Origin of the sequence: Devosia sp. (assembly GCF_048261455.1) — a bacterium.
Classification (GTDB): domain Bacteria; phylum Pseudomonadota; class Alphaproteobacteria; order Rhizobiales; family Devosiaceae; genus Devosia_A.
In genome coordinates, this window is sequence record NZ_JBLXGA010000036.1 from 1 (window position 1) to 13,330 (window position 13,330).

Below are 13,330 nucleotides of genomic sequence, written 5' to 3' on the forward strand. Positions count from 1 at the left end.
TGGCGGCGCCGGCGCGGGTGCCAGGGGCTTTGCCGATGGCCCAGAAGCTCAGCGCATAGGTCGCGCCGTCGGCCGCGAAATCCAGCGCATCGGCCTTCAGCGCCTGGCTGCCGCTGAGCTGACCCGCGGTCATTTCGACGACGAACATGACGATATTGACCACCATGACGATGATCAGCCGCCGCTTGTAGGTGTCGTTCAGCCCCTCGAAGGTCTCGGCATGCTGATGCCCGTCGCCCATCGGTTTTCTCCTTGGCAAACTCCGTTGGGCCCACCACATAATCCCTCTAGCGACTAGAGGTTCAAGAGCCATGCAGGATTATTCGATCGGCCAGCTGGCCACCCAGACCGGGGTCAAGGTGCCGACCATCCGCTATTATGAGAGCATCGGCATCCTGCCCGAGCCGGGGCGCACACAAGGCGGGCAGCGGCGCTATGATGCTGCGGCGCTGGAGCGGCTGCGCTTCATCGCCCATGCCCGCGAGATGGGCTTTCCCATGCCGCAGTTGCGCGCCATGCTGGATATCAGCACCGAGCGGGAGGCGCCCTGCGCCGAGCTCGACGCGCTGGTCGAGGCGCGGCTGGCGGACGTCGATACCCGCATCGAGCGCCTGACGCGGCTGCGCGCCGAACTTGCCGGCATGCTCAGCCATACCCACCACGGCACCGTGGGGGAATGCCGCGTGGTCGAGGTGCTGTCCGATCATGAGGAATGCGCCGGAGCGCACTGAGCCGTAGCGTCGACGCTCAGACGACGACAATACCGGAGTGTTTCGCCTTGTTTTCCGGCTCGACGTGAATGGTGATCTGCGCCTCGCTCACCGCTTCGCGCAGCTTGCCTTCGATCTGATCGCAGATCTCATGCGCGGCCTCGACGCTCATCGTGCCCGGCACCACCAGGTGAAAATCGATGAAGCTGATGCGGCCGGCCTGCCGGGTGCGGATGTCATGCGCTTCGATCGCCCCTTCGGCATTCTCGGCGATGATGGTGCGGACCCGGTCAAGCACTTCGGGCTTCAGCGCCACATCCATGAGGCCGACAACGCTCTGGCGGATCAGCCCCCAGCCCGACCACAGGATCGTAAGGCCGACAAGGGCCGCGAGGATCGCGTCGAGCTGCGCCCAGCCGCTCAGCGCTGCGAGGACGACACCGGCGAGAACGCCCAGTGTCGAGACCACGTCGGTGAACAGGTGCCGGCCGTCGGCGGCAAGGGCCGGCGAGCGCTCGGTGCGGCCCACGCGCACCAGCCAGAAGGCCCAGAACGCGTTGAGCGCCGTGGCGATGACGCTGACCGTCAGACCCAGCGGATCGAGCCGCAGATCGCGGGGATTGAAGAACCCCAGCCACGCCTCGCGAAAGATCATCAACGCCGCGACGGCAATGAACACCCCGATGACCACGGCCGAGAAATACTCGGCCTTGTGATAGCCATAGGGCAGGCTCGCATCGGCCGGCTTGGCGGCCAGCCGCACGGCCGTCAGCGCCACCAGCGCCGTCACCACATTCACCACGCTTTCGAGCGCGTCCGAAAACAGCGCGATCGAGCCGGTGGCCCAGGCGGCAAATGCCTTCAGCGCCAGAACGAGCAGACCCACCACCAGACTGCCGGCGGCGACTTTGACGGCGAGGGAGGGGGGCGTGCTGTTCATCTTCGGCGCAATAGCGGAGCCGGTCGGCGCTGGCAATCAATGTGTTTGCAAGTGATTTTCAGAAGCGTTCCGGACTGTGGACTGCGCTTCGTTGTCATTGGAAAGACAGCTTCGCTGTGGCTGCCGCGCGCTCTCTGTCGCACCCACCGACCGGCCGGAATCGTTTGACCCCGCATGGCCCCCTCACTACAAGCCGGACACAGCGCAGCGTTCCCCAAGGGACTGAAAGTCACGTCTGGTGCGGTCGACCCAAATCGGGGACCAATCCCAGAGCTGCTGGACAGGTCTTTGCGAACTCTGCCTTTCGAGACTGACCGAGAGGCGAGAATGACAGAACTTCCCATCCTGCCGGACGGTACCGGCATCATGTTGTGTGGCCATGGCAGCCGCAACCAGCGCGCCGTCGGCGAATTCGCCGTGCTGAGCGAGCGGCTGCGCGAGCGCCTGCCGGGCGTTCCGGTCGAATATGGCTATCTCGAATTCGCCAACCCGGTGCTGCACCACGGGCTCGACAAGCTGCGTGAGCAGGGCGTTACCCGCGTGCTGGCCGTGCCGGGCATGCTGTTCGCCGCCGGCCATGCCAAGAACGACATCCCCTCGGTGCTCAACACCTATGCCGCCGCGCATCCCGGGCTGACCATCACCTATGGCCGCGAACTCGGCGTCGACCTGAAGATGCTGCGCGCCGCCGGCGATCGCATCGCGGCGGCCGTCGATGCCGCGTCGCCGGATGTGCCGCGCAGCGAGACGCTGCTCGTCGTCGTCGGCCGCGGCGCTTCGGACCCCGACGCCAATTCCAACGTCGCCAAGGTCATGCGCATGCTGTGGGAAGGCATGGGCTTTGGCTGGGGCGAGGTCGCCTATTCCGGCGTCACCTTCCCGCTGGTCGCACCGGCGCTCGATCACGTCGCCCGCATGGGCTATCGCCGCGTCGTCGTCTTCCCCTATTTCCTGTTTACCGGCGTGCTGGTGAACCGCATCCGCGACGCGGTCGCCGAGGCGCGGGTCAAATACCCCTCGATCGAATTCCTCGACGCCTCCTATCTCAATGACCACCCGATGGTGATCGACACCTTCATCGACCGGGTGCGCGAGATCCTCGTCGGCGAGAACCTGATGAACTGCGCGCTGTGCAAATATCGCGAGCAGGTGCTGGGCTTCGAGGCCGAAGTCGGCATGGCGCAGGAGAGTCACCATCACCACGTCGAGGGCATCGGCGGCGGGCTGGAAAACTGCCCCTGCGGCGGCGATTGCGACAGCTCGTGCCGCGACGAGGCCTTCTGCAAGAAACATGGTCTGCCTTGGACGCCGATCCACAGCCACGCCCCGGCCGACGAGCCGGCGCACAGCCACGACCACGGTCACGATCATCACCACCACCATCACGGGCATGATCATGACCACGACCATCCCCATGATCACGATCATGCGCATGACCATGCCCATGGCGACGATCATCATCACCATCCCTATCCGCATGCCGACCACCCGCTGGGCCCGGTGACGCTGCCCAAGGTGCCGGGCCGTCTGGCCCGCGCCGAGCGCAAGAGCTGACCTTGCCCGGATACCTGCGCGATCCGGCCCTGATCTACGAAGAAAGCTTCGCCACCATCCGGGCCGAGGCCGATCTGTCGCGCCTGCCGCCCGAGCTCCACGATGTCGCCATCCGCATGATCCATGCCTGTGGCATGGTCGATCTGGTTGACGATATCGAAGGCGAGGCTGGCGTGGTCGCGGCAACGCGCGCGGCGCTCAAGGCCGGTGCGCCTGTGCTGTGCGATTGTGAAATGGTGCGTTCGGGCATCATTGCCCGCGAACTGCCCGACGGTGTCGAAACCGTGGTGACGCTCAACGCGCCCAACGTGGCGGAGCTGGCAAAACTGCTCGGTACCACCCGCTCGGCCGCCGCGGTCGAGCTGTGGCGGCCCAGGCTTGCCGGCGCCGTCGTCGTCATCGGCAATGCGCCGACGGCGCTGTTCCACCTGCTCGAACTGCTCGAGGCCAAGGGCCCGCAGCCGGCGGCGATCATCGCCGCGCCGGTCGGTTTCGTGGGGGCAGCCGAATCCAAGGCCTTGCTCGCCTCGATCGGTCTGCCTATTCCTTTCGTGACGGTGCGCGGTCGGCGCGGTGGCTCGGCCATCGCCAGCGCGGCGTTCAACGCCATCGCCAAGGGAGTGCGTGCATGAGTGCCTGGCTCCACATCATCGGCGTCGGAGAAGGTGGCGTGCACCAGCTGCCGGCTGTGCTGCGCGACAAGCTGGCAGAGGCGACGACCGTGCTCGGTCCGGCGCGCTTCATTGCCGAAATCGAACCCATGGTACGCCCGCGCCAGCGCACCACGCCTCTCAATCCCGATGTCGTTTCGGCGGCAGGTTTCGACGCCATCGCCCGCGCCCTGGCCGGCGAGGGCCCCGAACCGGTGGCGCCAGCGACCGGCGGCGACGTGCGCGCGCTGATCGAATGGGAATCGCCGCTCGAGGCGATGATCGAGCAGGTGCTGGAGCGGCGCGACACGCCCACCGCCATCCTCGCCTCCGGCGATCCCATGTGGTTCGGCATCGGCGCCACGCTGGCCCGCCATCTGATGGCGACCGAATTCGCCGTGCACCCCTATCCCAGCGCCTTCCAGCTCGCCGCCGCGCGACTGCGCTGGCCGCTGCAGTCGATCACCACGCTGTCTTTGCATGGCCGCCCGGTCGAGCTGCTGCATCCGCATCTGATGCCATCCAACCGCATTCTGGCGCTGACCAGCGATCGCACCACCATCGATCTGGTGATCGAGCTGCTGGTTGATCGCGGATATGGCTACAGCTACCTGACGGCGCTCGAAAACCTCGGTAGCCCGTCCGAGCGCATCACCACCGGCCAAGCCGCCGATTTCCTCTCCGAGCGCATCGGCGATTTCTACGTGCTGGGCATCGATTGCGTGCCCGAGGTCTCGGCCCCCATGCTGCCGCCGCTGCCGGGCCTGCCCGATGATGCCTTCACCTCCGATGGGCAGCTGACCAAGCGCGAGGTGCGCGCCGCGACACTCGCCAAGCTGGCGCCGTTTCCCGGCGCGCTGCTGTGGGATGTCGGGGCCGGCAGCGGCTCGGTCGGCATCGAATGGATGCGGGCCATGCGCGACGCCAAGGCCGTGGCCTTCGAAAAGCACAATGGCCGGCTGCAAACGATCGCCAGCAATGCCGCGGCGCTCGGGGTGCCGGGGCTGGAGATCGTTCCCGGCGAACTGCCCGAGACGCTCGAGGGACGTATTCCGCCCGATGCGGTGTTCCTGGGCGGCGCCGTCGATGACGACGACGTCTTCGATGCCTGCTGGCAGGCGCTGAAGCCGGGCGGCCGTCTGGTCGCCAATGCCGTGACCGTCGAAGGCGAGCAGGCGCTTTACGAACGCCACCAGCGGCTGGGCGGCGAACTGGCGCGCATCGAGGTGTCGGTGCTCGACCAGATCGGCCAGCATCGCGCCCTGCGCCCCCGCATGGCGGTGACCCAGTGGGATGTCACCAAGGCGCTGCACGGCGTTGCGCAAAACGGATGACCGGCACCCTGTTTCTCGTCGGGGTCGGCCCCGGCGATCCTGAGCTGCTGACGCTGAAGGCTGCGCGCACCATCGGCGCGGCGCCGGTCGTCGCCTTCCCACGTACCGAAAGCGGCGCCACCATGGCGCTCGATATTGCCCGCGCTCATGTCAGCGCCGAGGCAAAGCTCGAACCCGTTGGCATCGACATGACGGCGCGCACCGAAGCGGGCGGTTTCGCCAGCAAGGAGGCGGCCTATTCGGGCGCCGCGGCGACTTTGGCGGATCACCTTGCCGCCGGGCGCGACGTGGCCTTTCTGTGTGAAGGCGACCCGCTGTTTTACGGCAGCGCCATCTATCTCGGCGCCGAACTGCGCGACCGCTTCGACGTCCGCGTCGTTCCCGGCATCACCTCGATGCTGGCGGGTGCTGCGGCCGTGCCGCTGCCCTTGGTAGCGCGCGACGACAGCCTCACCGTGCTCACCGGCACCGCCGACGACGCCGTGCTGGAGCCGCGCCTTGCCGCGCCGGGCGCCGTCGCCGTACTCAAGGTCGGCCGGCATTTCGATCGTCTTGCGGCCCTGTTCGAACGCACCGGCCGGGCGCCGCGCACCCATCTGCTCGAACGGATCGGCGCGCCCGACCAGCGCATCGTGCCGCTGCGCGCAGCCGGCGCCGGCGCCAAACCCTATTTCTCGCTGCTGCTCTGCCCTGCGGGCGCCGAGCCCTGGCAGCCATGAGGTCCGCATGACCCCTGCAATCATCGTCATTTCCGGCGCCGGCCAGCCGACCGCCGCGCGCGCCGCCGCGGCCCTTGGAGGTGAGTTGATCACCTGCGGTCCCGAGGGCGCCGACGCGGGCCCGACGCTCGCCCGGCTGTTTGCCGAGGGCCGGCCGATCATCGGCGTCTGCGCCGCCGGCATTCTCGTAAGGCTTCTCGCGCCGGCGCTGGCCGACAAGCGCGACGAGCCGCCGGTGCTCGCCGTCTCGCTCGATGGGGCGTCGGTCGTGCCGCTGCTCGGTGGCCATCATGGCGCCAATGCGCTGGCCCGCCAACTGGCGGCGGCGCTGGATGGCCATGCCGCGATCACCACCGCGTCGGAAACGCAGTTCGCCCGCGCGCTGGACGAGCCGCCGCACGGCTGGGTCCTCGCCAATCCCGAGGCGGCGCGCCCCGCCATGATGGCGCTGCTCAAGGGCGCGGCGATCGCGCTGGACGGTGATGCACCCTGGCTGGCGGAAGCGGGCTATCCGCTCGCCGCCGATGGCGCGGTGCCGATCATTGTCAGCGATCGCGCCGCGGCGCCGAGCAGTGCACTGCTCTACCATCCGAAGACCCTCGTGGCCGGTGTCGGCTGCGAGCGGGGCGCCGACGCCGCCGAAGTCATCGCGCTGGTCGAAGCGAGCCTCGCCGAAGCGGGCCTTGCCCGGCAGAGCCTCGCGGCGCTGGCCAGTGTCGACATCAAGGGCGACGAGCCGGCGCTGCTGGCCGCCGCCAGTCATTTCGGCGTGCCGCTCCGCCTCTTCTCCGCCGCCGAGCTGGCGGAAGAACGCGCCCGGCTGAAGCACCCCTCCGAATATGTCGAGCGCACCATCGGCACCCCGGCGGTGGCCGAGGCGGCGGCGCTGAAGGCCGGGCCGCTGGCCGCCGGCAAGCGCAAGTCGCCGCGCGCCACCTGCGCCATCGGCCGCGCGGCCAAGCCGCTCGCCGTCGAACAGTTCGGACGCGCCCCGGGGCGCCTGCACCTCGTCGGCATCGGCCCCGGTGACGCGCCGACCCGCACCGGCGCCGTCATTGCTGCGCTGCGCGCCAGCAGCGACTGGGTCGGCTACGGGCTCTATCTCGACCTCGTTTCGGACCTGCGCACCAGCCAGATCGAGCACCGCTTCGATCTGGGCGACGAGGAGCCGCGGGTGCGCCACGCGCTGGAACTCGCCGCCGAGGGCCGGGAGGTGGCGCTGGTCTGTTCGGGCGACGCGCAGATCTACGCCATGGCGGCGCTCGCCTGCGAACTGCTCGACGCCGACGGTCCCCGGGCGCTCTCCGACGCTGCCCGCCGGGTCAATCTCGAGGTGCATCCCGGCGTCTCCGCCTTCCAGGCCGCCTCGGCGGCGGCCGGGGCGCTGATCGGCCACGACTTCTGCTGCATTTCCCTCAGCGATCTGCTGACCCCGCGCGAGGATATCCTCAAACGCCTCGAAGGCGCGGCGAAAGCCGACTTCGTCACGGCCTTCTACAACCCGCGCTCGCGCCGCCGGATTGATCTGCTGGATGCCGCGCGCGACCTGTTCACCGCCCACCGCCCGCCGACGACACCGGTGATCATCGCCTCGAGCCTCGGCCGTCCGGCGCAACAGGTGCGGGTGATCCAGCTCTCCGACTTCGATCCGGCCGAGGTCGACATGCTGACCATCGTGCTGATCGGCGCCAGCACCTCGCGGGTCTTTGCCGGGCCGAACGGGCCGCGCGCCTATACCCCGCGCGGCTATGAGAAAAAGGCCAGCGCCCTCGCCACGGAGCCTGCCGCATGACGGTCTATTTCATTGGTGCCGGGCCCGGCGCCGCCGATCTCATCACCCTGCGTGGCCAGCGCCTGATCGAGCGCTGCCCGGTCTGCCTGTTCGCCGGCTCGCTGGTCCCCGAGGAAATCGTCGCCTCCGCACCCGCCGATGCACTGGTGCGCGACACGGCACCGATGCACCTCGACGAGATCATGGACGAAATCAACAAAGCCCATGCCGAAGGCAAAGATGTGGCGCGCGTGCATTCCGGCGATCCCTCGATCTACGGGGCCGTCGCCGAACAGATGCGCCGGCTCGACGCGGTCGGCATTCCCTATGAGGTGGTGCCCGGCGTGCCGTCCTTCGCCGGGGCAGCGGCCCGCGTCGCGACTGAGCTGACCCTGCCGGAAATCAGCCAGACCATCATCCTCACCCGCACCGCGGGCAAGGCCTCGGCCATGCCAGAGCACGAGACACTGGAAGTCCTCGGCCAGTCGCGGGCGACGCTGTGCATTCACCTGTCGATCCGCAACCTCAGCTATGTCGAAACGGCTCTGACGCCCTACTACGGCGCCGATTGCCCGGTGGTCGTCGTCTATCGCGCCACCTGGCCGGACGAGCAGATCATCATCACGACGCTCGCCGGAATGCGGGCCGAGGTGCGCGAGCACAAGATCACCCGCACCGCGCTGATCCTTGTCGGTCACGTCTTCGGCGAAACCCGCTTCCGCGATTCCTCGCTCTATGATCCGGCCTATGCGCATGTGCTGCGCAATGCGGGGAAAAAGAAAAAGCGCGCCTGAGCGGCGGGGCGCTCAGACCAGCCGCAGCGCCGCGATGGCCTGACCGATGGTCGGCACGTCATGCGCCGGTGGCAGGACCGGGCGGTCGATCATGAACACCGGCAGGCCGAGCTGGTGCGCCGCTTGCAGCTTGGCCTCGGTCTGCGCGCCGCCCGAATTCTTGCTCACCAGATGCGTGATGCCCTGGCTTTCCAGCAACTCGGTTTCGCCGCCGAGATAAAAGGGCGGCCGCCCGGTGATCGAGGTCGCGTGGATCGGCAGCGGCTTTTCCGGCGGCTCTATCGAGCGCACGACGAAACTGCAGTCCTTGCGCGCCAGATAGGGCGCCAGCGTGCGGTGGCCGACGGTCAGGAACGCCCGCGCGCCCTTGGGCAGCGCCGCGGCCGCCGCCTCGGCCGTCGGGAAGTGCTTCCAGAACGCATATTGCGGCTCGGTCCATTCGGGGCGGACCAGCCGCACGAGCCGCAGCCCGGCCATCTGCGCGGCCTGCACCGCATTGGCGTGCATCTCCTCGGCATAGGGATGCGTGGCGTCGACCAATCGGTCGAACTCGGATTTGATGACGAATTTGCCGAGGCCCTCGCCGCCGCCGAAGCCGCCGATCCGAACCTCGCCGGCCGGCATCAGCGGTTCGCTCGTTCGCCCGGCAAGCGACGTGGTGACGGCGTGGCCCATCGCCACCAGCCGCTCGGCCAGTTGCCGCGCGTCCTCCGTGCCCCCCAAGATCAGGATCTTCATCCCGTCGCTTCCCCAATGATCGCACCCCTGCGATCGACAACCAGCACCGAAACCCTCACCGCAGCGCCCACCACGCCTTGCGCCGCCTCGCGCGAGGCGCCAGCAATCGCATCTGCCAGTGGCAGGCTTGCGCGCTGGGCCAGTAGCAGCACTTCATTGGCGCTGCCGGCACCAAGCGCTTCGGTGACGACATTAGCGGGCGCCCCGAGCATTTTCAAAGTGTTTGCAAGACTTTGTACGTCCACCTGGGAGCGGCCCGAGTGCAGGTCCATATGGCCCAGCGCCAGCTTGCTCAGCTTGCCGAAGCCGCCGGAGATGGTGACCTGCGGCACCGGATGGGCCCTCAGATATTTCAGCATGCCGCCGACGAAATCGCCCATATCGATATAGGCCTCGGTGGCGAGCCCCAGGCGCGCCATCGCCGCGCGCTCGCTGGCATCGCCGGTGGACCCTACGACATGCGTCAGGCCCATGGCCCGGGCGACGTCGATGCCACGGTGGATCGAGTGGATCCAGGCCGAGCACGAATAGGGGACGACGATGCCGGTGGTGCCCAGAATGGAGAGCCCGCCCACGATCCCGAGCCGCGGATTCCAGGTCTTTTCGGCGAGCGCTGCGCCATCGGCGACCGAGATGGTGACGGAGAAATCCGCTGCGACGCCGTGCCGTTCCGCGAGTTCGGCAATCGCCGCCTGCATCATCTGGCGCGGCACGGGGTTGATTGCGGGTTCGCCCACGGCGAGCGGCAGGCCGGGCTTGGTGACCGTGCCGACGCCGTCGCCGGCGTGAAAGGTCACTCCGCTGCCCGGAGCGCCCCGCGCGATCCGCGCCTTGACCAGCGCGCCATGCGTCACATCCGGATCGTCGCCGGCGTCCTTGATGATCCCGGCTTCGGCAAAGCCATCGCCCAGCGTTTCCGTCGCCAGCGCGAAGCCCGGTGTCTGTCCGCCGGGCAGGGTGATGGTCACCGGGTCGGCAAAGCCCTCACCCAAGAGCGCCCCGAGCGCCGCCTTGGTCGCCGCGGTGGCGCAGGCGCCCGTCGTCCAGCCGCGGCGCAACGCGCGGTCTTCGCTCCGGTCCTGTGGGTTGCTCTCGTCCATCACCATGCTCTATATCCGCTCGCCCGCGGCTTTGCATGATCGGCGTTGCATGAACGGCTTTGTCATCGCGGCTCCCCGCTCCGGTTCCGGCAAGACCACCCTCACGCTCGGCCTGCTCGCAGCGATGGCGGCCAAGGGCGTCGGCGTGGCCCCGGCCAAGACCGGCCCCGACTATATCGATACCGCGATCCTTGCCCGCGCCGCCGGGCATCCTGCCATCAATCTCGACCCCTGGGCCATGTCCGCTGCGCGGCTGACCGGGCTCGCGGCGACGCATGCCGCTGCCGCCGATCTGCTGGTCGTCGAAGGCGTCATGGGCCTGTTCGATGGCGCCGCCGACGGCACCGGCTCGACCGCCGATCTGGCGCAGACCCTCGGCCTGCCGGTGATTCTGGTGCTTGATGCCGAGCGCCAGAGCCAGTCGATCGCGGCCCTCGCCCATGGCTTCATGAGCTTCCGCCCGGGTCTCGAAGTCGCGGGGCTGATTGTCAATCGTGCCGCCTCGACCCGGCATGAGCAGATGCTGCGCGCCGCCCTTGCGCCGCTCGATATTCCACTGCTCGGTGTCATTCCGCGCCGCGACACGCTCGCCATGCCCGGGCGCCATCTCGGTCTGGTCCTGCCCGACGAGATCGCCCGCTTCGATGCCATTCTGGCCGCCGCGAGCGAGGCGATCACCGATTATGTCGATCTCGACGCCCTGCGTGCCCTTGCAAGGCCACTGGCGACGGTGGCGTATGGCGCCCCCGGCCTGCCGCCGCTCGGCCAGCGCATCGCCATCGCCCGCGACGACGCTTTCGCCTTTCTCTATCCGCATCTGCTCGAGGATTGGCGCCGCGCCGGCGCCGAACTGAGCTTTTTCTCGCCGCTGGCCGACGAGGCGCCCGAGGCGAGTGCCGACGCGGTCTTCCTCCCCGGTGGCTACCCGGAACTCCATGCACCGCGCCTCGCCGCCGCCGAGGTTTTCGCCAACGGCCTCCGCGCCGCAGCGGCCCGCGATGCGCTGATCTATGGCGAGTGCGGGGGCTTCATGGTGATGGGCGAAACCTTGACCGATGCGGCGGGCGCCTCCTGGCCGATGGTGGGCCTTTTGCCGCATGAAACCCGCATCGATCGGCCCCGCCGCCTGCTTGGCTATCGCCACCTGACCCACAAGAGCCCGCTGCCCTTTCCGGCGCGGCTCAACGGCCATGAGTTCCACTATTCCTCGGCGCGGCGGCTGCATGGCACGCCGCTGTTCACGGCGACGGATGCGCGGGGCGAGGCGCAGCCGGACATGGGGCTCGTCGCCGGCCGCGTCATGGGGAGCTATGCCCACATCATCGATGTCGCGTGAGCGCCGCCATCTCCCCCTTCGCGCCGCCGCCGAACCCCGCTAGAACAGCCCCATGACCGCAAAGTCCCTCATGTTCATGGGCACGGGTTCCGACGTCGGCAAGTCGCTGCTGGTTGCGGGGCTCTGCCGCGCGCTCGCCAATCGCGGCCATGCCGTGGCGCCGTTCAAGCCGCAGAACATGTCCAACAATGCTGCCGTCACCGCCGATGGCGGCGAGATCGGCCGCGCCCAGGCGCTGCAGGCACGCGCCTGCCGCCGCGAGCCCGTCACCGCCATGAACCCGGTGCTGCTGAAGCCCGAGCACGAGAGCGGCGCGCAGGTGATCGTCCGCGGCCAGCGCATCGGCTCCATGCCGGCGCGCGACTACTGGCGGCGGCGCGGCGAACTGCTGCCCGAGGTCGTTGCGGCGCATGCCGAACTCGCCGAGCGCGCCGATTACATCCTTGTCGAAGGCGCCGGCAGCGCCTCTGAGGTCAATCTGCGCCGCGGCGACATCGCCAATTTCGGCTTTGCCCGTGCCATTACAGCGCCGGTGGTGCTGATCGGCGATATCCAGCGCGGCGGCGTCATCGCCAGCCTCGTCGGCACTTTGGCGGTCATCGATCCGGACGACGCGGCGCTGATCGCGGCGACGCTGGTCAACAAGTTCCAGGGCGATCCGGCGCTGTTCGAGGATGGCCGCAGCTTCATCGCCGAGCGCACCGGATTGCCCTGTCTCGGCCCGGTGCCGTGGTTCGGGGCGGCAGCGAAACTGCCGGCCGAGGACGTGCTGGCGCTCGAAGCCGTCGAGGCGCGCGGGCAGGGGCCTTTCAGCATCGTCGTGCCGCGCCTGCCGCGCATCTCGAACTTCGACGATCTCGACCCGCTGCGGCTCGAACCCGGCGTCAGCCTGGAGATCGTCACGCCCGGCAATCCGTTGCCGCCGGCCGATCTCATCATCATCCCCGGCTCCAAGGCGACCCGCGCCGATCTCGCGGCGCTCCGCCACGAGGGCTGGGACGTCGACATTCTGGCCCATCACCGCCAGGGTGGCCGGGTGCTGGGCATCTGCGGCGGCTATCAGATGCTGGGGCGAACCATTGCCGATCCCGATGGCATCGAAGGCCCGCCGGGCACCAGCCCGGGACTAGGGATGCTCGCCGTCGACACTGTGCTTGCCCCGAAAAAGCAGCTGCGCCTCGAAGCCGCGACGGCGACCCTGACCGGCCAGCCGCTCGCCGGCTACCACATGCATATGGGGGTGAGTGAAGGTCCTGATACGGCGCGGCCCTTCGCCCATATCGCCGGCGTGCCCGAAGGCGCCACCAGTGCCGATGGCCGGGTGACGGGCACCTATCTGCACGGGCTGTTCGCCGCCGACGGCTTCCGCCACGGATTCATCGGCGCCGCCGCGACCGGCTCCACCCTTGCCTATGAAACCGAGATCGACACGACCCTCGACGCGCTTGCCGCCCATCTCGAGCGCCATCTCGATCTCGACGCGCTGCTCGCTCTGGCCCTCTGATGCTCGATATCGCCATCATCGCCGTCAGCCTGGTGCTGGCCATTGCGCTGGCGCAGCCGAAACTTGCGCGGTTCAAGGGCTGGCAGGCGACCATCACGCCGCTCGCCTCGATCATCGGCAGTGGCTTTCTGGTGCTGGGGCCGACGCTCAACGCGATCTATGGCGGCTATGCGCCGCTGG

General features: G+C 68.6%; 13 protein-coding genes and 1 pseudogene. 10 read left to right on the forward strand and 4 right to left on the reverse strand.

Translation table 11 applies throughout. The features are described from left to right. A partial coding sequence (locus ACN0TK_RS18385; protein WP_417310998.1) for a cation transporter occupies window positions 1-241 on the reverse strand: 241 nt, incomplete at its 3' end. 70 nt (window positions 242-311) lie between these two features. Here ACN0TK_RS18385 and ACN0TK_RS18390 point away from each other — a divergent pair. After that, the gene (locus ACN0TK_RS18390) at window positions 312-731 is read left to right on the forward strand and encodes a MerR family transcriptional regulator (RefSeq protein WP_417310999.1); all 420 of its coding nucleotides are present in this window, start codon (window positions 312-314) and stop codon (window positions 729-731) included. 16 nt (window positions 732-747) lie between these two features. Here the strand turns inward: ACN0TK_RS18390 and ACN0TK_RS18395 are convergent, their stop codons facing one another. Further along, a complete protein-coding gene (locus ACN0TK_RS18395; protein WP_417311000.1) occupies window positions 748-1,650 on the reverse strand; it encodes a cation diffusion facilitator family transporter in 903 nt (300 codons plus the stop codon). 327 nt (window positions 1,651-1,977) lie between these two features. Here ACN0TK_RS18395 and ACN0TK_RS18400 point away from each other — a divergent pair, with 327 nt between their 5' ends. From ACN0TK_RS18400 to cobM, 6 genes are read left to right on the forward strand one after another with little or no spacing between them, the layout of a single operon-like run. Continuing rightward, a complete protein-coding gene (locus tag ACN0TK_RS18400) occupies window positions 1,978-3,204 on the forward strand; it encodes a sirohydrochlorin chelatase (RefSeq protein ID WP_417311001.1) in 1,227 nt (408 codons plus the stop codon). A 2-nt stretch (window positions 3,205-3,206) separates the two neighbouring features. Beyond that, complete coding sequence (locus ACN0TK_RS18405) at window positions 3,207-3,836, forward strand: precorrin-8X methylmutase (protein ID WP_417311002.1); 630 nt, start codon at window positions 3,207-3,209, stop codon at window positions 3,834-3,836. Continuing rightward, window positions 3,833-5,188 carry a precorrin-6y C5,15-methyltransferase (decarboxylating) subunit CbiE gene (cbiE, locus tag ACN0TK_RS18410; protein ID WP_417311003.1) on the forward strand — a complete coding sequence of 452 codons (1,356 nt, stop codon included), beginning with the start codon at window positions 3,833-3,835 and terminating at the stop codon, window positions 5,186-5,188. Before ACN0TK_RS18405 ends, cbiE begins: the two co-directional genes overlap by 4 nt. Continuing rightward, a complete protein-coding gene (cobI, locus tag ACN0TK_RS18415) occupies window positions 5,185-5,907 on the forward strand; it encodes a precorrin-2 C(20)-methyltransferase (protein ID WP_417311004.1) in 723 nt (240 codons plus the stop codon). The genes cbiE and cobI overlap by 4 nt, the downstream gene beginning before the upstream one ends. A 7-nt stretch (window positions 5,908-5,914) precedes the next feature. After that, window positions 5,915-7,699, forward strand: coding sequence for a cobalamin biosynthesis protein (locus ACN0TK_RS18420; RefSeq protein ID WP_417311005.1), 1,785 nt, complete (start codon window positions 5,915-5,917; stop codon window positions 7,697-7,699). Then, the gene (gene cobM / locus ACN0TK_RS18425) at window positions 7,696-8,472 is read left to right on the forward strand and encodes a precorrin-4 C(11)-methyltransferase (protein WP_417311006.1); all 777 of its coding nucleotides are present in this window, start codon (window positions 7,696-7,698) and stop codon (window positions 8,470-8,472) included. Before ACN0TK_RS18420 ends, cobM begins: the two co-directional genes overlap by 4 nt. Before the next feature lie 12 nt (window positions 8,473-8,484). Here the strand turns inward: cobM and ACN0TK_RS18430 are convergent, their stop codons facing one another. Both ACN0TK_RS18430 and ACN0TK_RS18435 read right to left on the reverse strand, forming a co-directional pair. After that, window positions 8,485-9,210 carry a cobalt-precorrin-6A reductase gene (locus tag ACN0TK_RS18430; protein ID WP_417311007.1) on the reverse strand — a complete coding sequence of 242 codons (726 nt, stop codon included), beginning with the start codon at window positions 9,208-9,210 and terminating at the stop codon, window positions 8,485-8,487. Continuing rightward, a complete protein-coding gene (locus ACN0TK_RS18435; protein WP_417311008.1) occupies window positions 9,207-10,310 on the reverse strand; it encodes a cobalt-precorrin-5B (C(1))-methyltransferase in 1,104 nt (367 codons plus the stop codon). Before ACN0TK_RS18435 ends, ACN0TK_RS18430 begins: the two co-directional genes overlap by 4 nt. 49 nt (window positions 10,311-10,359) lie before the next feature. Between ACN0TK_RS18435 and ACN0TK_RS18440 the strand changes: the two genes are divergently transcribed. From ACN0TK_RS18440 to ACN0TK_RS18450, 3 genes and pseudogenes are all read left to right on the forward strand, one after another. Continuing rightward, window positions 10,360-11,646, forward strand: coding sequence for a cobyrinate a,c-diamide synthase (locus tag ACN0TK_RS18440; protein ID WP_417311009.1), 1,287 nt, complete (start codon window positions 10,360-10,362; stop codon window positions 11,644-11,646). 52 nt (window positions 11,647-11,698) lie between these two features. Further along, window positions 11,699-13,150, forward strand: coding sequence for a cobyric acid synthase (locus tag ACN0TK_RS18445; RefSeq protein WP_417311010.1), 1,452 nt, complete (start codon window positions 11,699-11,701; stop codon window positions 13,148-13,150). Next, window positions 13,150-13,330: pseudogene (locus tag ACN0TK_RS18450) on the forward strand (hypothetical protein); the annotation flags it as partial. The gene ACN0TK_RS18445 and the pseudogene ACN0TK_RS18450, both read left to right, overlap by 1 nt.